The organism is Luminiphilus syltensis NOR5-1B, assembly GCF_000158175.1.
Classification (GTDB): domain Bacteria; phylum Pseudomonadota; class Gammaproteobacteria; order Pseudomonadales; family Halieaceae; genus Luminiphilus; species Luminiphilus syltensis.
Map to the genome: position 1 here is coordinate 1,064,018 of NZ_DS999411.1, position 22,647 is coordinate 1,086,664.

Here is a 22,647-nt window from a genome sequence, read left to right on the forward strand (position 1 = left end):
CGGTGCCCGTACCGGGAACCTGTGTAACAATAGACTGACTTCTACTGCCGACAGGCCAGCCCGGTGCCATGGCCCTAGATAACCAAGAAAAATCGCTATACAACTCCAGCCGCATTCGCGGTTGGCGCGATATCGTGCGGCTGCTGGTCTACAGCGACTTGTTTGGCGCGCCCGACGATCTCGATTTTTCCCGCGGCACGAGGCGATCTGTCATTTACGGCTTGATGCTGCTGCTAATGCTGTTTTCAGTGGTCGCCGTGGTTGTGGAAGATCTGCTTATCGGTCCGCAGCCCTGGATATCTGGACCAGGCGTCCTCGCGGTTGTTGCCATTTCGGTGACCGGCATCCATCTGCGGCTGACCGGGAGGATCCTCCTGCCGCCGGTAATAACACTATCTATTACCTTCTTCGTGGTACTGGCCGCGATCGGTATAGGTCGATCACACAACACCTTCCTGCTGTTTCCGATGATGATTGCTCTCGCCGGGCTGCTGCCCACGATGCTGGCGTGGCTGATGGGGCTGGGTATTCTCGCTTCGCTGATGTGGATCCGACAGCCGAATTCCGATGTAATGGAGCTGTCCATAATGGCAACCCTGGTGGCGACCTGGGTGTTATCTCTTGGCCTCATGCGATTGATAGCGCAACAAACCGATGAACTCGCGGACCTGGCACTCACCGACCCACTGACCGGGGCTCTGAATCGCCGGTACCTGAAACCCCAAACCGAACGCAATATCGCTGATTATCGGCGATATTCCCGTTTATCCACCCTTGTGATGATTGATATCGATCATTTTAAGGCCATTAACGATACCCTTGGACACAGTGAGGGGGATCGCGCATTACAGAACCTGGTTACCCTCGTGGAGAAACGAATTCGCGGGGTAGATATGCTATACCGCCTTGGTGGGGAGGAGTTTGTCATCATGTTGGCGGAGACGGGAACCTCATCGGCGACCCGCGTTGCCGAAGAGCTTCGTGTCAGGATCTCTGAAATGAGCAGTGATGAGCCGTCCAAACGGTTCACTGTCAGTATGGGGGTGTGTGACGTAACGGTGGCGACATCGGCTGAAGACTGGCTGAGACAGCTTGATGAGGCGCTTTATCGCGCCAAAGACAGGGGACGGAACTGTGTTGAGGTGGTTCCCAGCGCTATGCCGCAACAAACGCAGATTGCCGAGCGTATTCCGGTCTGGCGCTAGCCGGCTTGCTTTACTGCTAATCCTCGCTCTTGGGGTGGGGTGCAGCAGTACGCAGTTTATTTATAACCGTCTCGATACGCTGATTCGGTGGTCAGTCGACGATTACATCGATCTTGATCGAGATCAGCAGCAGGTGTTTGACGATCAGCTCGACACGCTGTTGCTGTGGCACCGGCGGGAGGAGTTACCCCGTTATGATGCCCTGCTCAGCAGGCTTGATGACGCGCTTCTTGATGGGGCGATTGATGTGCGCACCGGGGCCGATATCTATGATGGTCTCAGTGATGCTCTGGTTCGCTTTCGACAGCGATCGGTCGATTTCATGGTGGGCTTTGGCACTGAAGTCAGCCAGCAACAGCGACTCGAATTTGTCGCACATCTGCTCGAGCGGCAGGTTGAGCTGGAGGAGGAGTTATTATCGCGGACTATCGAAGAGTACCGCGATGAGGCCCATGAGCGGTTCGAAGACAATCTCAACGATTACCTCGGACCATTGTCTGAGGCCCAGAGCCGCCTCATAGCATCGGCGGTTGAGCAGCTCGTTAGAATCGATGAGCCCTGGCTTGTGGATCGACGTCGCTGGATCGAGGAGATGGATGACATCCTCAGGGCGCGTGAAAGCGCCTGGCAAGCGCCGGTGCGCTCACTGATCGCGGCCCGCTTCGATGAGCGGCAGCCCGCGTACGCCGCCGCGATAGAGGCCAATACCCTGGTCGGCTGGGAGGCGGTGCGGCAGGTGGTTAATCTGCGCAGCGAGCGACAGGACCGGCGGCTAAAAAAGAAGATTACGGATTTTCGTGAGGATATTACCGTACTGGTTGAGCGCGAGATCTAGACGAAGTCGATTTGCCTGAGATCGGCCTCAATTTAGCGCTTTTACCAACACCTTTGAGTTGCGTTGCAGGTTGTAGAGCGTCTGTTTTTTATCCGGTAACAGCGATAGTGACGCAGGCGCAAAGCCCTGTTCAACAAACCAGTGTGTGGTTTGTGTTGTCAGCACAAAGAGCTCGGTCAACTGCTGGGCTTTGGCTTCGGCCTCGAGGGTCTCAAGCAAACGTTGACCCCGTTGACCACCGCGATACCCGGGATCAATCGCAATGCAGGCAATCTCCCCCTGACCGGTATCCGGGAAGGTGTAGAGCGCCGCGCAGGCAATAATGCGGCCGTCCCGTTCCAGCACGCGAAAACGGGGAATTTCCTGCTCGAGTCGTTCTCTTGAGCGACGCACCAGTACACCCTTGTCCTCCAGGGGCCTCACCAGCTCGAGAACGCCCGCGATATCGTCGGCGGTTGCCGGGCGACAGCGCTCAAACGCCTCCTCGCTGATAAGCGTGCCCGCACCATCGTGGGTGAATAACTCTTCAATCAGTACTCCGTCTTCATTGTGATTGAGGATATGCGCCCTCGGAACACCCTGCTCGCAGGCCAGGCAGGCGGCGTCTCGAAGCACCGCCTGATGGGGGTCAACGGGATTGTGCGATCTCGCCTCGGAAACCGTGCATTGTGCAATGAGGTCGCCGCTCTCGGACAACAGTCCGCGATGGCTATCGAGGAGGATCAACTTATCCGCGCGAATACTGATCGCTGCTGCAGTGGCTAATTCGTCCGAGCTGAGATTGAAGATTTCCCCCGTGGGGGAAAACCCCATTGGCGACAGCAACACAATGCCTTCCTGATCAAGGGCGCTAATAACCCCGGCGGCGTCGATTCTGCGGACTGCACCGGTGTATTGAAAGTCGATGCCGTCAACCACGCCGAGTGGCCGGGCTGTCACGAAGTTGCCGCTGATCACCCGAAGCCGGGATCCGCGCATCGGAGAATCGGGTAGCCCCATAGATAACCGCGTCTCCAACTGCAGACGCTGGGTGGCGGTCACTTCGGTAACGACATCAAGAATAGAGGAGTCCGTTATCCGAATACCGCTGTGAAGGTGACTCTCGATACCCCGGGATTCAAGCTTGGACTCGATAGCCGCGCGGGTGGCCGGAACCAGAACCAGTCTAATTCCCAGTGTATGCAGCAGTGTGAAATCATGGATCAGGTGCGTGAGGTGAGGCTCAGCCAGAGCGCCATTGCCCAGATAGACGACAAAAGTCCGACCCCGATGAGCCTTCATATAGGGCACGGTATGTCTGAACCAGTCGATGGTGGGGCGATTCAAGCTCACGTGGGAAATCCGGATGCGTTTATCGGTAAACAGCAGGGTAATACAAAGCCACTGCCGGCGTAACGCGCTATTCTAACCTCAATGACTCAGGCAGTAGCGTTGAATCAGATTTTTGAGAACATCGATGCAGGGTTGTATCTGAGAAAGTTCGAGGCGCTCATCCGGCTGGTGGGCCACATCGATAGAGCCGGGGCCCAGCACCAGTGTCTGCAGACCCAGCCGCTGCAAAAAGGGTGCTTCGGTGGCGAAATTGACGCCCTCCGCCCCACAGCCCGTGACTTGCGTTGCGATTTTTGACAGGCGGGAGTCCTCGGGTTCTTCGAAAGCGTCCACCGGCTCAATCAGTCGGCGCATGTTGACCTTGATGCCCCGTTCGAGCGACAGATTCTGGATACGTTGCTGCAGCTCGGATTCCACCGTGCTGAAGTCGAGCCCGGGCACCAGCCTGACATCGAAGTGCAAGGCCATAGAGCCACAGATTCGGTTGGGGCTGTCACCCCCGTGCAGGCAGCCGAAATTCAGGGTCGGCTTGGGCACGTGTAACAACGCGCAGTGATAGCGTTGCGCGATCTCGATGCGGTACTCATCCAGCAGTTTCAGCACGGCGGGCAAGGCATCGATAACATTATGCCCGAGTGCTGGATTGGACGAGTGCCCGCTGCGGCCCTGGAGCTCAATCGCCTGCATCATAATGCCTTTATTCAATCGAATCGGTTTCAGGCCGGTCGGTTCGCCAATGACGGCGGCCTCGGCGCCCGCGATGTCTTCAAGGGCCAGGTTTCTGGCGCCTCCCATGGTGCTTTCCTCGTCGGCGGTGCCCAGAATGTAGAGCGGTGCGGTCATTGCGTTGGGATCGAGACCCTCGCTGGCGGCCAGCGCCAGTGCAAAAAAGCTTTTCATATCGGCGCTACCGAGACCATACAGGGCGCCATCGCGCTCGGTAAGCTGCAACGGATTGCTGTGCCAGCGACCCTCATCAAAGGGAACCGTGTCGGTGTGACCCGAAAGCACAAGACCACCGCGTGTCCTGGGGCCGAGCCGGGCGACCAGATTGGCTTTATTGTCGTCTCCGGGGAGAGGTAGCACATCGACCGTAAAGCCCGCCGTCTCGCAAAGTTTCGAGAGCTGCGCAATGACAGCGCTGTTGCTGCTATCCCATGCCGGGTCGGTAGAGCTGACGGAATACGCTTCCACGAGCCCCTTGATGGCGCTGACTACGGATTGTTCAGAGGTAGGCATAGGTGGGGTCAGCAGGCCGCAGCGGCGCCTAGCCGAAAATGCCCTGGAGCAGGTAGAAAAACACAATGGCGAGTAGCGCCGCGATGGGTAAGGTGATGATCCAGGAGGCAAAAATCGATCGAATGATGCGCAGATCCACGGCGGCGATACCCCGTGCGAACCCGACACCGAGCACGGCGCCTACGAGGGTATGCGTGGTGGAAATGGGCAATCCCGTGCCCGAGGCAAAGACCACCGTAGCGGCAGCACCGAGCTCGGCGGCAAAGCCGCGACTCGGGGTGAGTTCGGTGATTTTTTCACCAATGGTTTTCATCACCCGCCAGCCATAGGTCGCGAGTCCCGTCACGATTCCCACTGACCCCACCAGCAACACCCACCACGGCATAGCGGATGTGGCACCAATTTGCCCGCCGGACTCAATGGTTTGTACCACGGCGGCCAGCGGGCCGACCGCATTGGCGACATCATTGGATCCGTGGGCAAACGCCATGGAGCAGGCCGTAAAGATCATCAGTGTGCCGAACACCTTTTCAATACCCACTTCACCCGAACTTCTGGCGGCGACCGCGCGCAGCAGCAGCGCCCCTATCAGTGCCACCACTACACCGGCCAGTGATGACAGGATTAGCGCATCCCCGTAACGGGAGCCGGTGCCGAGGTCGACATCGATACCCACGTGCTTCAGGCCCTTGACCAGTGTGACCATCGAGATCATAAAGCCAACCATCCACATATAGGCGGGAATGAGGCGCAGAGCCCGGGCAGCGGCGTCATCGTGATTCAGAATGAGTAGACGAACACTGGTAAACAGCAAAAACGCCAATGTCCCCGCGATAAGCGGTGAAACTACCCAACTCGCGGCGATGGTGCCTACCTGACCCCAGTTGACGGCATCCACCGACACCGCGACACAGGCAAAACCGACAATAGCGCCGACGATGGAATGTGTCGTCGAAACCGGCCAGCCTTTAAAGCTGGCGATCAATAGCCAGGTGGCGGCCGCCAGCAGTGCCGAAATCATCCCGTAAACGAATTGTTGGGGGGCTTCGGCAAAGAGCTCGGGGTCAATAATCCCTTTGCGAATGGTAGAGGTCACCTCACCTCCGGCGAGAAAGGCACCGGCGAACTCGAAGATGGCCGCCACGAGAATGGCCTGCTTCAGCGTCAGCGCGCGGGCTCCCACCGAAGTACCCATGGCGTTGGCTACATCGTTGGCACCGATACCCCACGCCATATACAGGCCGAAAACACCGACGAGAATCAGCAGTAGCGTGCCGTGGTTTGCAATAATGTCCATCGGATCTCCGGATCGGGGACTCGGCCGGTGCGTTTATTACCTTGGCAGAACCGTGAAGCCGGTTTATACCGAAAAGTACTGCGGCACACAAAGGGTAGGTTATGAATGTGACAGCGCTATTGCGACATTGGGGACGCTGGCGGGCGTAGGCTTTACACTACGGGTATGACCGGTTTTATAACGCTACCCCCTGAGAGCAAGCTTGATGTCTTTTCCCTGGCGGAAGGGCTAACCCGAGCGGGCCGACTTTCGGCAAAGCATCTGGCGCATTTGCGCGGCCGGGTGGGCCTGGCGCTGCACCCCCTGGTTTGGCTCGCCGAGCAAAAGCTCCCCGATGTGGCGAATCCGGGGCAGGTGCTCGATATGGACGCGCTTCTCGAGTTTGTGGGGGAGGATACCGGCCAGGAGGTCGTTGAGATTGACCCGCTAAAAGTGGATGTCGCTGCGGTGTCTGAGGTGATGTCGGAAGCCTTTGCGAAGCGCCACCAGATTCTGGCCGTCGCCGTGGATGCTGATGAGCTCGTCGTAGCCAGCGCCGAGCCTTTTGTGCAAGCTTGGGAGCGCGATCTCGAGCATGTGGTTCGCCGCTCGATTCGCCGGGTGCTGGCCGACCCGAGGGAAATCCACCGGCTGACGGCTGAGTTTTACAGCATGGCTGGCTCTGTGCGGGGTGCCCGTGGGATCACCGGCCTCGAATCCGACGGTGATGTTACCAACCTGGAGGCCATGCTCGATATTGGTGGTAAGGGTGAGCCCGACGCCAATGACCAGCACATCGTCAGCGTTGTTGACTGGTTGCTTCAGTATGCGTTCGAGCAGCGCGCGAGTGATATTCATATTGAGCCGCGTCGGGCCGTAAGTAATGTGCGGCTTCGTATCGATGGTGTCTTGCACAAAGTCTACGAACTGCCCGCGGCGGTGGGTGCTGCGGTAACCAGCCGTTTCAAAATTCTGGCGCGACTCGATGTGGCGGAAAAACGCCGGCCCCAGGATGGACGGATCAAGACCCGAACGCCCGATCGGAGCGAAGTCGAACTCCGCCTGTCTACCTTACCCACCGCATTCGGTGAGAAGCTGGTCATGCGGATATTTGATCCCGATGTTCTGCTGAAAAGTTTTTCCGCCCTGGGCCTCTGCGATAGCGACCTGGCGCGATGGGAACACATGATAAGCACCGGTACGGGCATTGTTTTGGTCACGGGACCCACGGGTTCGGGCAAGACGACGACGTTGTACTCGACCCTGCGGCGTCTGGCTGTTCCCGAGGTCAACGTTTGTACGATTGAGGACCCGATTGAAATGGTGGAGCCCACGTTTAATCAGATGCAGGTGAACCACCAGATTGACCTCGACTTTGCGTCGGGTGTGCGAGCACTGATGCGACAGGACCCGGATATCATCATGGTCGGAGAGATTCGTGACCTGGAGACGGCTCACATGGCTGTCCAGGCCGCTTTAACGGGCCACCTGGTGCTGACTACGCTGCACACCAATGATTCCCCCGGGGCCATCTCGCGCCTCAATGAGCTCGGCGTCCCGGCGTTCCTCCTGCGGGCGACGGTGCGCGGAGTCATGTCCCAGCGCCTAGTCAGAAAGTTGTGCGCGCACTGCAAACAGGAGCAGCCTGTCGAGATTGAAGGATGGAAAGAGCTGGTGGCTGACGCGCTTCCGGCTCCCGAGCGTCTTTTTCGTCCCACGGGCTGCAAGCGCTGCCGCGATACGGGTTACTTTGGCCGCGAGGGCATTTACGAGGTCCTGGTCTCCGATGATGAACTGCAGAGCCGAATCACTGAGGGACACTCGACCGCTGAGATTCGCCATGCGGCAATAAAGGGAGGCATGGTGCCGCTCCGGCTGGCAGGTGCTCAGAAAGTGTTGCGTGGAGAAACCACCGTGGAGGAGGTACTCCGCGTGGCTCCCGCAGTGGAGTTCTGATTCATGGCTCTGTCGGCGGGGTTACAGCAGATTCTGGATACCGCATGGGACCGGCTGGGTCATTTTTGTCACGACGAGCAGCTCGATACACTGCGCGCATTGCTTGAAGAGAGGGATATTCTCCCGGAATTTGAGCACCTTCTTGTCAGTAGTACTTTTTTCACCGAGCAGGTGGCGAGACAACTGGACTGGGTTCTGGGTGAACTTGCTTCGGGGTCATTGCTTTCCTCCAGACCGCGGAGCGAAAGCCAATGGGATGCCGCACTGGATGAATTTGTCGGTGAGGCGTCAACCGAGGCCGGGTTTATGGCCGGTTTGCGTCGCTTTCGCCAGCGGGAGATGCTTCGTATCGTCTGGCGGGATTTTAGCCGGCGGGCCACGTTGGACGATAGTCTCGCTGATATCACAGGCCTGGGGGATGCCTGTGTCCGCTGCGCCGTGAACCAGGCCACTCGCCATGTTCAAAAGCGCTACGGCACCCCCATTTCTCGGCGTACCGGTGAGGAACAGCAGCTGATTGTCCTCGCGATGGGGAAGCAGGGCGGCGGTGAGCTTAATCTTTCCTCCGATATTGATCTGATTTTTGCCTACCCTGATTCCGGCAGTACGAGCGGTGGTCGCGATGAACTGAGTAATCAGGAGTTTTTCATCAAGGTCGGGCAGGCGGTGATCCGATACCTCGACGCTCCGACCGTCGATGGCTTCGTTTTTCGCGTCGATATGCGGCTGCGTCCTTACGGTGAAAGCGGAGCGCTGGTGGGTAGCTACGATGCCCTCGAGACCTATTATCAGGAGCAGGGGCGCGAGTGGGAGCGATACGCTCTTATGAAGGCGCGCGCCGTCACGGGCACCCCTGAAGCGCTTGAGCCACTGGAGACCATGATCCGGTCCTTTGTGTACCGACGTTACACGGATTTTGGTGTGCTTGAATCGCTGCGCCAGATGAAAGACATGATTGCCGCCGAGGCGCTGCGCAATAACCTGCAGAATAACATCAAGAAAGGGCGCGGTGGTATTCGCGAAATCGAATTCATCGCGCAATGCCTGCAACTTATCCATGGTGGCAAGCAGGTCGAATTGCAGGTTCGTAGTACCCGTGAGGCGCTGAAATTATTGGGCGAATTCGACCTTCTCCCCCTGCAGGCGGTGCAGGAATTGCTGGGTGCTTACGACTTTCTGCGGATTTGCGAGCATGGCCTGCAGGGCATGGCAGACAAGCAGACTCAAACCCTGCCCGCCGATGAACCGGCTCGAAGCCAACTTGCGCTCATCATGGGATTACAGGATTGGCCCTCTTTGATCTCGGCGGTCGATCAGGCGCGCAGCGTCGTTGCCCGGCAATTCGAGATTCTGATCGCGCCCCCGGAGGACGAGGAGCGCAGCGATGAGGGAGCCCTGAAGTTATCCGAGCTCAACCCCGATATGATGCAGGCGCTGGGATTTGCCGACGGCAAGGCCGCCTGGGATGCGATTGCCGGGTTCCTGAATCAATCCAGGATCCGTTATCTGCAGGCCGCCGGGAAGGACCGGGTGGAGCGCTTCCTGCCGCGGCTGTGCCAGGCCGCGGGTGTCACCAACGATCCCGCGGGCACCCTCGACCGTTTGCTGGCCTTTACCGCCTCGGTGTGTCGCCGTAGTGCTTATCTGGTTTTACTCGAGGAAAACCCCGACGTCCTGGCGTCGCTGGCCTACCTGACCAGTGCGAGTCCCTGGATCGCCGCCAAACTCACCGATCGACCCGAACTCCTCGATGAATTGCTCTCACCAGAACGGCTTTATCACGCGCCAACCCGCGAGGATCTGCAATCGCTGGTTCGACAACAGCTGCTGCGAGTCCCCGAGGATGACCTTGAGCAGCAGATGTATACCCTGAGCCGAATCAAGGACGGCGTGGTGTTGCGCGTTGCGGCGAGCGAGCTTTCGGGTCAGCTGCCGGTGATGAAGGTCAGCGATTACCTGACTTTTTTGGCTGAGGAGATGCTGTCCCAGGCGATCAATGTGGCGAGAGCGGAGCTGGTGAGTCGGCATGGAGAGCCCGGCGGTGAGAATACGGGATTTGCGGTATTGGGCTACGGAAAACTGGGTGGAATTGAACTCAGTTATGGCTCGGATCTCGATATTGTTTTTGTTTACAGCGGTGGCCACGGCGAGACCGCGGGTCCCAAGGTAATCGACAACATACGGTTTTATACACGACTCGCGCAGCGGGTTGTTCACGTGCTTTCCACCCAACTGACGGCGGGTCGTTTGTATGAAATCGATCTTCGCCTACGGCCCAACGGTGACTCGGGCTTGCTGGTTGTCTCCGATGAGGCATTGCGCCGATATCAGCTCGAATCGGCATGGACCTGGGAGCATCAGGCACTGGTCCGGGCGCGGGCAGTCGCGGGAACACCTGAACTCATCGCCAAGCTCGAAGACCTGCGTTGCGAAGTGTTGCAGCAACCGCGGGATCCCCAGGCGATGGCGGAGGAAGTGGCAGAGATGCGACGTAAAATGCTGGTGTCCGGTTCTGGCAGGGTGCGCACCGCGGTGGGAGAATTCGATTTAAAGCATGATATCGGCGGTATTGTGGATATCGAATTTGTGGTGCAATACCTGACGCTGATCCATGCCTGCCAATACCCGTCGGTGACCCAGTGGTCTGATGTTGTCCGCTTGCTTGAGACGCTGGAAGCCGAGGGATTGCTAAGTGGTGACGACGCAGCCACACTCCGCGCGGCGTATTTGGCCTATCGTTCCGAGATGCACCATGCGGCACTGGTGGGACGGCCTTCGATCGGCCAGATCAGCGCCTGCCAGGGTCATTTGCAGGGGGTTGCTCGTGTGCGCGACCAGTATTTGCCCCAATTGGCGGACCTGCGGCTTGATTGACCCGCAGCGTACGAATTAACGATTACAGAGGAACGGTAATGGATCTTTCCAAACTGAGTGGGAAAATTTGGCTCGATGGAGAGCTGGTACCCTGGGAAGAGGCGCGCGTGCACGTGCTGACGCATACCTTTCACTACGGTCTAGGCTGTTTTGAGGGTGTGCGCGCGTACGATACGCCGGATCTTGGTCCTTGCATATTCCGCCTCAAGGAGCATACCGAGCGTCTTTTTCGGTCCGCCAAAATCCTGCAGATGGACATGCCCTGGGACCAGGACACGCTCAATGCGGCCCAGCGTGAAGTCGTGAGAGTCAACGGTCTGACCGAAGGCTACCTGCGCCCGATGTGTTTTCTGGGTTCTGAAGGTATGGGCCTGCGCGCGGATAATCTCAAGACGCATGTGATGATCGCGGCGTGGCCCTGGCCCTCGTACATGGATCCCGAGGCTCGCAACCGGGGTATCAAAGTACGAACATCGAGCTATACCCGCCATCACGTCAATATCACCATGTGCAAGGCGAAGGCCAATGGAAATTACATCAATTCCATTCTCGCCCTGCGCGAAGCGATTGACTCCGGCTGCGAAGAGGCCCTGCTACTCGATAACGAGGGTTACGTTGCAGAAGGCAGTGGTGAAAATGTCTTTATGGTCAGAAACGGAACCATTTATACGCCTGAGCTGACCTCCTGCCTCGAGGGTATTACCCGCGACAGTATCTTCCAGATTGCGGCCCGCGAGGGCTATACCATTCGAGAGCGGCGCATCACCCGCGACGAATTTTATGTCGCCGATGAAGCTTTCTTCACCGGCACCGCCGCCGAGGTCGTGCCGATTCGGGAGCTTGATGGGCGTACGATCGGCAGCGGCTCTCGAGGTCCGATTACCGAGCAATTACAAGGCATTTACTTCGAGTCGGTCCGCGGTGGCCAGCCTGATTACGCCAACTGGCTGGCGCCGGTAAGCGGCTGATCGTGGTGGCAGCGCTCCCAAGACTCGACAGCGGCGCGGTTTATCGGCAGTGGCTTCCCGCTCACACGCCCGTGGCAACCCTGCTGCTGCTTCACGGGCTGGGTGAGCATTCCGGTCGCTATCAAGCGCTGGGCGAGCGGTTCGCGCAGCGTGGCATCGCCGTTTTTGCACTGGACCATCGGGGTCACGGTCAGTCGCCAGGCCCCAGGGTTAATGTGCGTCATTTTGATGACTACCTCCCGGATGCGCGGGCGCTGCGTCGCGTCATCAATAATCAGTACCCCGAACTGCCCTGTTTTTTGCTGGGGCATAGCATGGGTGGGTTGATGGCAGCGCGCTTACTGCTCGAAGACCAGAGTGACTATCAGGGCGTGATGTATTCCGGTCCTGCGTTCGCCGCCGCCGAGCCACCGTCGCCACTGCTGATGGGAATCGCTCGGTCACTGGCGAAAGTGTTCCCGGGCACTGGATTGATGGCGCTCGATGCCTCTGGGGTTAGCCGCGATCCTGACGTGGTGGCCGCTTATGAGGCAGATCCACTGGTTCATCATGGCAAAATCACCGCAGGTCTGGGTGTGGCATTGTTTGACGCCATGGATCGTGTCATGGCCGGCGCTGCGGATCTGACGTTACCCACGCTGATTATGCATGGTGGTGCGGATACCCTGGCCACGCCCGGCGGGTCCAGGGACTTTTTTGATCGCCTGTCTTCCGCAGACAAGACCCTCGACATTCTTCCCGGTCTTTACCATGAGATCTTCAATGAACCCGAGGGACCATCGGTCATCGATCAGTATATCGACTGGGTAATGGCACGATTGTGAGTACGGTACCCACGGTCCTTTTACTGGGTGCAAACGGCCAGCTCGGCAGCGAGCTGCAGTTCACAAAACCCGGTGATACTGAGCTGATTGCCTGCGCGCGCACGGATCTGGATATTGCCGATACCGATGCCTTGCAGCGGGCTTTCACCCGTTATCGATTTCAGAGTGTTATCAACGCGTCCGCCTATACCGCGGTGGATGCCGCAGAGACGGAGCGTGAAGCAGCGCACGCGGTGAATACCAAAGGGCCGGCCCGATTGGCGGATCTTTGTGCAGCACACGGGGTGCGCCTGCTTCACATTTCTACCGATTTTATTTTCGATGGCATGAAAGGGTCACCGTATCGGATTGATGACACCCCCAATCCACTGGGTCACTACGGCGTTACCAAGTTGGCAGGCGAGCGAGCGGTACTGGGTAGTGGAGCCGACGCGCTGGTGGTTCGGACCGGATGGGTGTATTCCGCCCAGGGCAGTAATTTTGTTCGTACCATGCTGCGACTCATGGCCGAGCGCGACCGATTGTCTGTGGTAGAGGACCAGGTGGGCACTCCGACCTGGGCGAGGGGGCTGGCAAACGTTTGCTGGACACTGCTGGCTGACCCCGGGGCATATGGCTGTTACCACTGGAGCGATGCCGGGGCCTGCAGTTGGTACGATTTTGCGGTGGCCATTGCCGACGAGGCGAGCCGCATCGGCCTCCTGGATCGCGCCCCCGCCATCGTTCCAATACCCAGCAGCGACTACCCCACGCCGGCGCGGCGTCCTGCCTACAGTGTTCTTGACAAAACCGGCACCCGCGAGCGTTTGAATTACCCGGGCGTTCATTGGCGCGAGGCATTGCGGTCAATGCTGCTCGAAGTGCCTCACAGTAGTAACGGTCAGGAGTCCGGTCATGGCTAAGGCATTGATGGTAACTGGGGCCGCGGGGTTCATCGGCGCCAACTTTGTTCATTACTGGGCAGAGAAGTACCCCGGCGATACCTTGATTGCCTATGACGCGCTGACCTATGCCGGCAACCGTAACAGTCTGACCGAACTGGAGGACGCCGGTAAACTGGTATTCGTGCAGGGTGATATTTGTGACCCCGACTGTGTTTCGCAAACCCTGCGCGACCATTCGGTTGATACCCTCGTGCATTTTGCCGCCGAGAGCCACGTCGACCGCTCCATCACCGGCCCGGACGCTTTTATTCGCACCAATCTTGTCGGTACCCATACCCTGCTCGCAGCGGCCCGGGAGTTCTGGTTAAGCGGGTCGGGCCTGCCCCACCGCTTTCACCACGTATCCACCGATGAAGTCTTTGGTTCACTGACAGCCGAAGCACCTGCTTTCCGCGAAGACCTGCGATATGAGCCGAATTCACCCTATTCAGCCTCCAAGGCCGGCAGTGACCACCTGGTACGCGCTTACCACCACACCTATGGATTGGAGGTCACCACCAGCAATTGTTCCAATAATTACGGGCCCTACCACTTTCCCGAAAAGCTGATACCCCTGTGTCTGACCAATATCCTGGATGGCAAACCGCTGCCCGTTTATGGCGATGGCAGCAATATCAGGGACTGGCTCTACGTGGTCGATCATGCGCGGGGAGTCGACGCTGTGCTATCGAGTGGCGAGGTGGGTGAGACCTATAACATCGGTGGGATCAATGAATGGCGCAATATCGATATTGTTGAACTGCTCTGCGAACAAATGGATCAGTTGTTTAGCGAACGTCCGGAGCTTGCGCGACGGTTTCCCCATTCACCCTGTAGCCGGGGAGAGTCCGCTGCGTCGTTGATTACTTTTGTTGAGGATCGGGCGGGCCATGACTGGCGCTATGCGATTGATGCGGGAAAGATCGGTCGCGAGCTGGGATTCGTCCCCGAAGAAACCTTTGCAACCGGACTTAAAAAGACCCTGCACTGGTACGTCGAAAACGAACCCTGGTGGCGACCGCTGCTGATTCGCCGCTAGCAGCCCCGGGCAATGCGCGATTAAAAGCGGAACAGAGGGACTTGATCGATGGGCAGTCCTGTTGCGTCTTTGGCCGATAATTGTGGTGGTTGATCGTTCACCAGCGGCCACTCTATGCCTACGGACGGATCATTCCAGGCGAGGGTCAGCTCGCTCTCGGGATGGTAGTAGTCGCTGCATTTGTAGAGAAAGTCCGCGCTCTCACTGAGCACATAGAAACCGTGTGCGAACCCGGGTGGAATCCACAGTTGCTCATGGTTGCTTGCCGATAGCGTCGCCCCGTACCACTGGCCACAGGTGGGTGAATCGGCCCGCAAATCGACCACCACGTCAAACACGGACCCGCTGGTCACCCGGACAAGCTTGCCCTGGGTTTGCTCGGTCTGGAAGTGGAGCCCCCGAAGAATGCCCTGTCGCGAGCGACTGTGGTTATCCTGGACAAAGTGAACATCGATACCGGCGTCAGCGTAGGTACGCTGGTTCCAGGCCTCCAGAAAAAACCCGCGCTCGTCTCCGAACACCCTGGGTTTGAGCAACATGACCCCTGAAAGCGGTGTGGTTTCACATTCCATCGAAGTAAACCCCCTGCTCTTCAACGAGCGCCTGCAGGTACTCACCGTAACCGCTTTTTACCAGAGGCGCGGCCAGCGCCAGCAGTTGCTCAGCGGAGATATAGCCCATCCGATAGGCAATCTCTTCAGGACAGGCAATTTTCAGTCCCTGTCGTTCTTCGACTACCCGGATGAAGCTTCCCGCATCCAGTAGCGAGTTGTGTGTTCCCGTATCCAGCCACGCAGTGCCGCGGGACATGACTTCGACCTGCAGTTCGCCACGTTCCAGATAAAGGCTGTTGATATCGGTAATTTCGAGTTCCCCCCGGTGTGAGGGTGTGATCTTCTTGGCAAAATCGATGACCTGGTTGTCATAAAAATAAAGCCCCGTCACTGCGTAGTGCGATCGCGGTTTGACGGGCTTTTCCTCGATAGCGATGGCCTTGCCCGCAGCATCGAAGTCAACGACCCCATAGCGCTCTGGATCCTGCACATAGTAGGCAAATACCGATGCGCCCGCCTCGCGGTTGGCAGCGCTGCGCAGCTTGGCGGTGAACCCGCCCCCATAAAAAATGTTATCCCCCAGAACCAGTGCCACCGGAGAGCTGCCGATAAAGGATTCACCGAGCAGGAACGCCTGCGCCAGGCCGTCGGGGCTGTCCTGCACCGTATAGCTCAGTGTGAGACCCCACTGTTCGCCGTCTCCCAAAAGATCACTGAACGCCTGTTGGTCCCGGGGTGTCGTGATGATCAGGATGTCGCGAATACCTGCCAGCATCAGCGTCGCCAGCGGGTAGTAGATCATTGGCTTGTCATACACGGGCATCAGCTGCTTGCTCACGGTCGTCGTCAGCGGATGCAATCGGGTGCCTGATCCACCGGCGAGAATGATGCCCTTGTAGGGTGAGGAATGTGCCAAAGGGTCGCTCCAAACAGTTTCTGCAACGCCCCAGTTTACCGTTGCCGTAACCCGCTTGTCCCCTGCGATTGCGAGTGGTCGGGTGTTACACTGATTCCGACTAGCCACACCGAGAGTCTTCCCATTAACGCCCCGATCACACATCCCTCCCGGCCCGCCGGCGCCCGTGCATTGCCGCCAGTAGCGACAGGAATACCGCTGCGAATAGCACTGCTGGGTTATCGCTCATCACCCTATTCGGGAGGGCAGGGCGTTTACCTGAAGTACCTGAGTCGCGGGCTGAAACACCTGGGGCATGAAGTTTCTGTCATCTCCGGGCCGCCCTATCCCGAGCTCGATGAGGGTGTCGCGCTGGTAAAACTACCGAGCCTGGATCTCTATCAAAATGGTTTACGTTCCCTGCGTACCCACCACCTGAGTGATCGCCTTGCCATCATCGAATGGTTGAGTAAATTAAGCGGCGGTTTTGCTGAGCCCTGGACGTTCGGTGAGCGTGCCCGGGAGTGGTTGCTTGCCCACCGCGATCAGTTCGACGTGGTGCACGATAACCAGACCCTTGCGGATGGCATTTTCGATATCCAAAAGGCGGGTATACCGCTGATTACGACCATCCATCACCCCATCTCTCGGGATTTACGTCATGCATTGCAGCAGGAGCCGCAACTCCATCGGCGTTTATTTCTCAGGCGCTGGCACTTGTTTCTGCGTATGCAGTCTCGCGTTGCGCGAAAGCTCAATCATCTGGTAACGGTTTCGACGCCGTCCAGAGACGATATCGTCTCGGACTTTGGCGTCGATTCATCGCGCTTGAGTGTGCTGCCCAATGGGGTGGATACGGCCTTGTACAGGCCACTACCGGGTGTTCGTCGTCATCACTGCCAGATCATGGCGATCGCCTCGGCTGACGTCCCCATGAAGGGTTTGTCGGTGTTGCTCCGTGCTGCGAGCGAGCTGTTAGCGCACTTTCCCGACCTGCAGCTGCTGCTGGTCGCGAAGCCCCGACCGGGCGGCGAGACTGAGCGGCTCATTGACGCTCTGGATCTCAGCGCGCGCGTGCGCTTTGTCAGTGATATCAGCGATGAGGAGCTGGTGCGCCACTACGCCGAATCGACGCTGGCGGTGGTGCCATCGCTGTACGAGGGCTTTGGTCTACCGGCGGTAGAGGCCATGGCCTGTGGGGTGCCGCTGGTGTCCTCCGATGGCGGCGCGCTTGCAGAAGTTGTCGGCGACGGCGGGGTTCTGGTGCCCGCCGGCAATGCCGGCGCCCTGGCTGGGGCCGTGGCCGGTTTACTGAGCAACCCGGAAAAGCGCCAGCAACTGGCAAAAAGAGCGCGTGCCCGAGCCGAGCAGCGTTTCTGCTGGAACGTGTGTGCCGCCAAAATGGTTGACCATTATCGACGGGTCATTGCGTCGTGTTGACCGTGGATTTTGGCTGGTTGGCGCTCGGGGGTGGTCAACGCTGCCTCGATCTGGGTTGTGGAGAGGGGCGTCATACTCTGGCGGGATACCTGAGGGCGGATGTGGATATGGTCGGGGTTGATCTCGCTTCGGCCGACTTGCTGACGGCACGATCCCGCATTGGCGACATGGCCGGGTACCATCCTCAAGGCCAGGTCGTTTTTTTCCGCGCCGATGCGCTCAGACTCCCGTTTCCAGACGCCAGTTTCGATCGCATTATTTGCAGCGAAGTCCTCGAGCATATTCCCAACTACTTGTCGGTTATCGAGGAGATTGACCGTCTGCTGAAACCCGGTGGGCGACTGTGTATCAGTGTTCCCAGGGCGTGGCCGGAGCAGATTTGCTGGTGGTTGAGCCGGGAGTATCGAACGACCCCCGGGGGGCATATTCGTATCTTTCGTCGATCAGACTTGTGCCGCGAGGTAGAGCGACAGGGTTTTCGTTACTACCATGGTCATGGAGCCCATGCGTTACACGTACCTTATTGGTGGCTGCGATGTCTTTTTTGGCGGCAGGGCGCCGAGCACTGGCTGGTAAATCAGTATCACCGCCTGTTGGTCTGGGAGCTGACAACGGGGCCGCGTTTCATGCGCTGGATTGATAGGTTTCTGAATCCGTTTATGGGCAAAAGCGTGGTGATGTATTTTAAAAAGGTGGGTACTTCGTCTGGCGAGAAAATGGATGTCGCGCAATGAACAGCATCTTCCTGACCCCCGGGAATTTTCCTCAGGAGTTTCTCCGACCCACCGTGGAATTCCTGCTGTTATCGCAAACCCAAGAGGGGGAAATACCCTGGTTTGAGGGTGGTCATTCTGATCCCTGGGATCATACCGAGGCCGCTATGGGCCTGGCGCTGGCGGGGGAGCTCAGCGCCGCCAGACGCGCGTATCGTTGGTTGGCGAACACCCAGCTGGAAGATGGAAGCTGGTGGCGCTGTTACCGCGAAGGTAAACCCCACGAGCCTGATCGGCGCGAGAGCAATTACGTCGCCTATATGGCTACCGGTGTCTGGCACTACTATTTACTCACGGCGGATCGCGAATTCCTTCAGGAGCTGTTTCCCACCATCGATCGGGCGATGGCCTTTGTGCTCTCGCTGCAGAGCGAACACGGTGATATTGATTGGGCGGTCGATGCCGATGGATCTCCCAAAGGGGATGCGCTGGTCACCGGCTGCAGCTCGATTTACAAGAGCATGGAATGTGCTCTCCACATAGCTGCGGTACTCGATACACCGCGCCCGCACTGGCAGGCAGGACGGGCGCTGCTGGGTGACGCACTGCGCGCTCGCCCCGACCGTTTCGATCGTACCTGGGCCAGTAAATCCCGCTACGCCATGGATTGGTTTTATCCGGTGCTCACAGGAGTGATCGAGGGTGATGCAGCGGTTGCACGAATCAATGACCGCTGGCACGAATTTGTGCAGCCGGGCCTGGGTTGTCGTTGCGAAGTGCAGGAGCCCTGGGTAACCGTGGCGGAGTCCTGCGAGCTGGTGCTGGCGCTAATGGCCGTCGGTGATCAACGGCGCGCGGCTCTGGTGTTTAGTTGGTTACTGCAATGGCGAGCGGATGACGGCGCCTGGTGGACGGGCTACCAATTTGCCGACAAGGTCCTCTGGCCCGATGAAAAACCAACCTGGACGGCAGGAGCCGTACTGCTCGCCGCGGATGCGTTGACTGGCTTTTCGGGTGCCTCCCGCTTGTTTCTGGATGTGGTTCCCTTCGGGGCGGCACCTGCAGGGCATTTGGCGAGAACGTCGGCACAGCCCTAAAGCTTTCTCAGCAGGCGCAGACTGCCCGTTTGGCCGTTGCTTTGAAAGAGTCCCGATTGTTGAGCCAGTTGCCAGATTGCGAAGGGAGCCTGGCCACCGAGCGCCGGATCGGGGAACACATCGTGAATCGCCAAACAACCGCCCTGAACAATACGGGGAGCCCAAGTGCGGTAGTCCGAGAGCGCGGAATCAAGACTGTGGCCGCCGTCGATAAAAACCATACCGAGGGGGCTGTGCCAGTGTCTCCCCAGAACCGCTGAGTCCGCCACGACCGGAATAACAAAGGCCTCAAGTCCGCTTTTTTTGAGATTACGGCGAAATTCCGGGAAGGAGTCGAGATCCCCGTCCGCGTCGGTCAGCGCGGGGTCGTGGAAAAACTCTCCCGGCTGATGCTCTTCAGAACCTCTGTGGTGATCCACGGCAAAAACGACGGTGTTATTGCGCTGCGCCGCCTGCGCCAGCCACAGTGTAGACCGGCCGCAATAGCTGCCGATTTCCAGCGCCGGCCCGATTCGGGTTGCTTCGAGCGCGGCGTCGTGCAGCGCGGCGCCTTCGACATTGTCCATAAATCCACGCACGAGATCGTTCGGTGGGGTGGCCATGATAATCTCCGATCAACGACGGCGAGAGTATAAGCCCCAGCCTGGCGGCGCGAGCGATGACACGGTTTTTGTATTCTATTTTGATGCGTCTGAGTGTGCCGATAGTGCTGGCGCGCTTGTTGTGGCGTTCGCGGCGAAATCCCGGTTACCGCGCGCAACTCCGCCAGCGGCTGGGTTTTGATCTTCCCGTTACCGGTAGCTCGGGACCCATGGTATGGATTCACGCCGTATCCGTCGGTGAAACACTGGCGGTGGCGCCACTCATAGAGTCATTGTTGAGCAGTCTCGGTGAGCGGCGATTGCTGGTTACCTCGACGACCCCTACCGGTGCGGCGCAGGTACAACGCTTATTTGGCGATCGGGTATTGCGCACCTGGTTTCCCATCGACACCCCCGGTGCCGTCCGTCGACACCTCGATCACTGGCAACCCGGTGTTGTGGTGCTGGTGGAAACTGAGATCTGGCCCAATCTGATTCACGGCTGTGGTTTGCGCGATTGCCCGGTGCTTTTGGTGAACGCACGATTGTCCGCGCGCTCGGCGCGGGGCTACGCCAGGCTCGGCGATTTGTCACGGGAGGCGATAGGCGGGCTGCGCCATATCGCCTGCCAGAGCCGGGCCGACGCGCGCCGTTTTAAAATGCTGGGTGGTGCATCGGAGCAGATTTCGGTGGTGGGCAGCATTAAATACGATATCGATATAGCGCAGCTTAAGGACGGCCGTGATGCGTTGATGGCTATCATCAGTCCGGGTAACCGGCGTTGGATCCTGGTAGCGGCCAGCACCCACCCGGGTGAGGAAGAGATCGTTGTGAACGCCTTCAAAGACTTGAAAGAACAACGCCCCGACGCACTGTTGGTGCTCGCTCCACGGCACCCGGAGCGTTCCAACGCAGTGGCAAAATTAGTGCAGAGCGCAGGCCTCCGCTTGATGCGACGAACCGAGTCCAGACCGGTGGCTAGCTACGACGACGTTTTGCTTCTGGATACCCTCGGTGAATTGGCGTTGGCTCAGGGTACGGCCAGACTTGCCTTTATTGGCGGCAGTCTGGTGTCCCGCGGCGGACACAACCCTCTGGAGGCCGCCGCCTGGGGTGTGCCCGTTATCAGTGGCGCATCGGTCGACAACTTTGCGACGATTTATCGGGATTTGACGCGCACCGGTGGCGCTCTTGTTCTGCAGCCAAAGGAGAACCTTGGGACCTGTTTAGTGAGGCTTGCGGCAGATGAGGAGCGCCTGCAATCAATGGGCGTGGCGGGGCAGCGATGGGTAGCGGAGAAACGTGGCGCACTGGATCTTCAGTGCGCTCTGATTCAGAGCTACTACTCTGACTGAGTGCTGCCGCTAGCGGTGGGTGCTGCGGGTTCAACCAGAAAGCTGTCGAGACGCTCGAGGTCCTGCCGCGCGAGCGTGCCTGCCGTTTCCTTTAGCCGTAGCGAGTTGATGATGTAGTCGTAGCGGGTATTGGCGTAATCGCGTCGGGCTTCGAACAGAATATTTTGCGCATTGAGCACATCGACGATATTGCGCGTCCCGACTTCATAGCCCGCCTCCGTGGCGTCGAGGGCACTCTGGGCCGATTTTATGGACTGTTTGCGGGCTTTGACCCTGGCGACGTCTGACATCACGGTCATGTGCAATGATCGCGCCTCGGTCACCGTGGTGCGCGTGAGATTGATTCGATCCTCCCGTGCGGCATTGAACTGTTCAGCCGCGCGACGACGGTTGGCGGAGATTGAGCCGCCGGTGAACAACGGCATGTCGACCCGAACCTGCCATGTTTTGGCGGTTTGCTCCTGTTGCGGTTGCGGTACCAGCGCGGGTGGATCCGTGGCCAGTGATCCTTCGGTTTCGTTATCGGCATAGGTGTAACCCGCCGTCACCTTTGGCGCGTGTTCCATTTTGTTGGCTTTCGCCGTCTGGCGTGCGGACTCTTCGGCAAATCGCGCCGCGGCCAGTTCAAAATTGTTTTCCAGCGCAAAATCAACCCAGCTTGCCCGATCAGCGGGCTCGGGGGTTCGTGCCGTAAAATCGGGTGTCAGTACGTTGAGTCGTTCATGATACTCGCCGGTCAGCACCGATAACCGCTCTTTGGCGACGGCCACATTATTTTCTTCGACGATGCGTGTAACCTCGGAAAGGTCCCGGGCGGCCTCGGCTTCATAGACATCGGTGATGGCGATGAGGCCCACGTCAAAACGCTGCTGAGTCTGTTCCAGCTGACGCTGAAAGGCCCGTTCCTGTGACTCGGCGGCAGCGAGATTGTCCTGCGCGCGCAGGACGCCGACATAGGCTTCGACCACTCGAACAATCAGATTCTGCGTATTGGCAGCAAAAGTGGCCTCGGCCTGAAGGGTAAATTCCTTGCCCGCCTGGTAGTTATACCAGGCCGAAAGGTCGAACAGCGTTTGCGACAGCCGCACGTCGTAGCCATCGGTATCGACATCGACCTGCTGACTGATTTCCCCTAGAACGATTCCGCCGTTGCCATCGCCGATGAACGATTGTCGGGTGCTATCGGTGTCATTGTTACTGAATTCGTAGCCCGCGGTTACCTGGGGTAATAATGGTGCCAGAGTCAGGTTTTCCTGCTCGATATTGGCCCGATACTGAGCGGCCTGCGAGCGCAGTTGGGCATCGTTGTTAAGGGCCCGTTCATAGATATCGAGCAACGATTCGGCGGACGTGAGCTGAGCACAAACCAGCAACAGTGCCGGGCTTAGTCTCCGAAATGAATCGGGTCGAAAATAACGCGTCATTGGGAACTCCCTTTCTCCTTGCGCTGTGGTGGCCGGATTCTATCACTAGATCTGTACAATAGATCGTGATTAATGTCACCTGTGCGCAGCCCGCTCGGGTGTTGCTAAACTATCCCC

General features: G+C 58.4%; 19 protein-coding genes. 12 read left to right on the top strand and 7 right to left on the bottom strand.

What is annotated here, in order from left to right; translation table 11 throughout:
- Positions 1–68: 68 nt before the first annotated feature.
- Positions 69–1,205, top strand: a complete 1,137-nt coding sequence (locus NOR51B_RS14840; RefSeq protein WP_009019988.1) for a GGDEF domain-containing protein — start codon at positions 69–71, stop codon at positions 1,203–1,205.
- Between the two features lie 34 nt (positions 1,206–1,239).
- Positions 1,240–2,040: a DUF6279 family lipoprotein gene (locus tag NOR51B_RS04780; protein WP_009019798.1), complete on the top strand. Its 801-nt coding sequence runs from the start codon at positions 1,240–1,242 to the stop codon at positions 2,038–2,040.
- Positions 2,041–2,067: 27 nt separating this feature from the next.
- Here NOR51B_RS04780 and argA read toward each other — a convergent pair whose 3' ends face one another.
- The 3 genes from argA to NOR51B_RS04795 form a co-directional block, all read right to left on the bottom strand.
- The gene (argA, locus tag NOR51B_RS04785) at positions 2,068–3,372 is read right to left on the bottom strand and encodes an amino-acid N-acetyltransferase (RefSeq protein ID WP_009020396.1); all 1,305 of its coding nucleotides are present in this window, start codon (positions 3,370–3,372) and stop codon (positions 2,068–2,070) included.
- Positions 3,373–3,450: 78 nt separating this feature from the next.
- Complete coding sequence (gene argE, locus NOR51B_RS04790; RefSeq protein WP_009018863.1) at positions 3,451–4,611, bottom strand: acetylornithine deacetylase; 1,161 nt, start codon at positions 4,609–4,611, stop codon at positions 3,451–3,453.
- Positions 4,612–4,639: 28 nt separating this feature from the next.
- Positions 4,640–5,908: an inorganic phosphate transporter gene (locus tag NOR51B_RS04795; protein ID WP_009020226.1), complete on the bottom strand. Its 1,269-nt coding sequence runs from the start codon at positions 5,906–5,908 to the stop codon at positions 4,640–4,642.
- Positions 5,909–6,073: 165 nt separating this feature from the next.
- On the opposite strand from NOR51B_RS04795, the gene NOR51B_RS04800 reads away from it, so the two are divergent.
- Genes NOR51B_RS04800 through rfbB form a run of 6 tightly spaced genes read left to right on the top strand, consistent with a single transcriptional unit; the run spans position 6,074 to position 14,471 of the window.
- Complete coding sequence (locus NOR51B_RS04800; protein WP_009021711.1) at positions 6,074–7,843, top strand: GspE/PulE family protein; 1,770 nt, start codon at positions 6,074–6,076, stop codon at positions 7,841–7,843.
- Between the two features lie 3 nt (positions 7,844–7,846).
- Positions 7,847–10,717 (top strand): bifunctional [glutamate--ammonia ligase]-adenylyl-L-tyrosine phosphorylase/[glutamate--ammonia-ligase] adenylyltransferase, encoded by a 2,871-nt coding sequence (gene glnE, locus NOR51B_RS04805; RefSeq protein WP_009021270.1) that lies wholly within the window; start codon positions 7,847–7,849, stop codon positions 10,715–10,717.
- 38 nt (positions 10,718–10,755) lie between these two features.
- The gene (locus tag NOR51B_RS04810) at positions 10,756–11,685 is read left to right on the top strand and encodes a branched-chain amino acid transaminase (RefSeq protein ID WP_009019814.1); all 930 of its coding nucleotides are present in this window, start codon (positions 10,756–10,758) and stop codon (positions 11,683–11,685) included.
- Between the two features lie 5 nt (positions 11,686–11,690).
- Positions 11,691–12,509, top strand: coding sequence for an alpha/beta hydrolase (locus tag NOR51B_RS04815; protein WP_040482355.1), 819 nt, complete (start codon positions 11,691–11,693; stop codon positions 12,507–12,509).
- A complete protein-coding gene (gene rfbD, locus NOR51B_RS04820; protein ID WP_009021396.1) occupies positions 12,506–13,411 on the top strand; it encodes a dTDP-4-dehydrorhamnose reductase in 906 nt (301 codons plus the stop codon). Before NOR51B_RS04815 ends, rfbD begins: the two co-directional genes overlap by 4 nt.
- Positions 13,404–14,471 (top strand): dTDP-glucose 4,6-dehydratase, encoded by a 1,068-nt coding sequence (gene rfbB / locus NOR51B_RS04825; RefSeq protein ID WP_040481789.1) that lies wholly within the window; start codon positions 13,404–13,406, stop codon positions 14,469–14,471. The genes rfbD and rfbB overlap by 8 nt, the downstream gene beginning before the upstream one ends.
- Before the next feature lie 20 nt (positions 14,472–14,491).
- Here rfbB and rfbC read toward each other — a convergent pair whose 3' ends face one another.
- Positions 14,492–15,043: a dTDP-4-dehydrorhamnose 3,5-epimerase gene (gene rfbC, locus NOR51B_RS04830; RefSeq protein WP_009019214.1), complete on the bottom strand. Its 552-nt coding sequence runs from the start codon at positions 15,041–15,043 to the stop codon at positions 14,492–14,494.
- On the bottom strand, positions 15,033–15,941 hold the full coding sequence (gene rfbA, locus NOR51B_RS04835; RefSeq protein ID WP_009020754.1) for a glucose-1-phosphate thymidylyltransferase RfbA: 909 nt from the start codon (positions 15,939–15,941) through the stop codon (positions 15,033–15,035). The genes rfbC and rfbA overlap by 11 nt, the downstream gene beginning before the upstream one ends.
- Positions 15,942–16,112: 171 nt before the next feature.
- Here rfbA and NOR51B_RS04840 point away from each other — a divergent pair, with 171 nt between their 5' ends.
- Genes NOR51B_RS04840 through NOR51B_RS04850 form a run of 3 tightly spaced genes read left to right on the top strand, consistent with a single transcriptional unit; the run spans position 16,113 to position 19,170 of the window.
- Positions 16,113–17,360, top strand: a complete 1,248-nt coding sequence (locus NOR51B_RS04840; protein WP_009021726.1) for a glycosyltransferase family 4 protein — start codon at positions 16,113–16,115, stop codon at positions 17,358–17,360.
- The gene (locus tag NOR51B_RS04845; protein ID WP_040481790.1) at positions 17,354–18,094 is read left to right on the top strand and encodes a class I SAM-dependent methyltransferase; all 741 of its coding nucleotides are present in this window, start codon (positions 17,354–17,356) and stop codon (positions 18,092–18,094) included. The genes NOR51B_RS04840 and NOR51B_RS04845 overlap by 7 nt, the downstream gene beginning before the upstream one ends.
- Complete coding sequence (locus NOR51B_RS04850; protein ID WP_009019517.1) at positions 18,091–19,170, top strand: hypothetical protein; 1,080 nt, start codon at positions 18,091–18,093, stop codon at positions 19,168–19,170. The genes NOR51B_RS04845 and NOR51B_RS04850 overlap by 4 nt, the downstream gene beginning before the upstream one ends.
- Here the strand turns inward: NOR51B_RS04850 and NOR51B_RS04855 are convergent.
- A complete protein-coding gene (locus NOR51B_RS04855; RefSeq protein WP_009019555.1) occupies positions 19,167–19,772 on the bottom strand; it encodes a class I SAM-dependent methyltransferase in 606 nt (201 codons plus the stop codon). The two genes, NOR51B_RS04850 and NOR51B_RS04855, sit on opposite strands and share 4 nt — an antisense overlap.
- A 56-nt stretch (positions 19,773–19,828) precedes the next feature.
- Between NOR51B_RS04855 and waaA the strand changes: the two genes are divergently transcribed.
- Positions 19,829–21,106, top strand: coding sequence for a lipid IV(A) 3-deoxy-D-manno-octulosonic acid transferase (waaA, locus tag NOR51B_RS04860; protein WP_009020741.1), 1,278 nt, complete (start codon positions 19,829–19,831; stop codon positions 21,104–21,106).
- On the opposite strand, the gene NOR51B_RS04865 is transcribed toward waaA, so the two are convergent.
- On the bottom strand, positions 21,094–22,530 hold the full coding sequence (locus tag NOR51B_RS04865) for a TolC family outer membrane protein (protein WP_009019975.1): 1,437 nt from the start codon (positions 22,528–22,530) through the stop codon (positions 21,094–21,096). The two genes, waaA and NOR51B_RS04865, sit on opposite strands and share 13 nt — an antisense overlap.
- Positions 22,531–22,647 lie beyond the last annotated feature (117 nt).

What these genes read in the sequence shown, in the direction of transcription:
- NOR51B_RS14840 (WP_009019988.1), top strand. Translation starts at nt 69, where the DNA reads ATGGCCCTAGATAACCAAGAAAAATCGCTATACAACTCCAGCCGCATT.
- argE (WP_009018863.1), bottom strand. Translation starts at nt 4,611, where the DNA reads ATGCCTACCTCTGAACAATCCGTAGTCAGCGCCATCAAGGGGCTCGTG.
- NOR51B_RS04795 (WP_009020226.1), bottom strand. Translation starts at nt 5,908, where the DNA reads ATGGACATTATTGCAAACCACGGCACGCTACTGCTGATTCTCGTCGGT.
- NOR51B_RS04800 (WP_009021711.1), top strand. Translation starts at nt 6,074, where the DNA reads ATGACCGGTTTTATAACGCTACCCCCTGAGAGCAAGCTTGATGTCTTT.
- glnE (WP_009021270.1), top strand. Translation starts at nt 7,847, where the DNA reads ATGGCTCTGTCGGCGGGGTTACAGCAGATTCTGGATACCGCATGGGAC.
- NOR51B_RS04810 (WP_009019814.1), top strand. Translation starts at nt 10,756, where the DNA reads ATGGATCTTTCCAAACTGAGTGGGAAAATTTGGCTCGATGGAGAGCTG.
- rfbB (WP_040481789.1), top strand. Translation starts at nt 13,404, where the DNA reads ATGGCTAAGGCATTGATGGTAACTGGGGCCGCGGGGTTCATCGGCGCC.
- rfbC (WP_009019214.1), bottom strand. Translation starts at nt 15,043, where the DNA reads ATGGAATGTGAAACCACACCGCTTTCAGGGGTCATGTTGCTCAAACCC.
- NOR51B_RS04850 (WP_009019517.1), top strand. Translation starts at nt 18,091, where the DNA reads ATGAACAGCATCTTCCTGACCCCCGGGAATTTTCCTCAGGAGTTTCTC.
- NOR51B_RS04855 (WP_009019555.1), bottom strand. Translation starts at nt 19,772, where the DNA reads ATGGCCACCCCACCGAACGATCTCGTGCGTGGATTTATGGACAATGTC.
- waaA (WP_009020741.1), top strand. Translation starts at nt 19,829, where the DNA reads ATGACACGGTTTTTGTATTCTATTTTGATGCGTCTGAGTGTGCCGATA.
- NOR51B_RS04865 (WP_009019975.1), bottom strand. Translation starts at nt 22,530, where the DNA reads ATGACGCGTTATTTTCGACCCGATTCATTTCGGAGACTAAGCCCGGCA.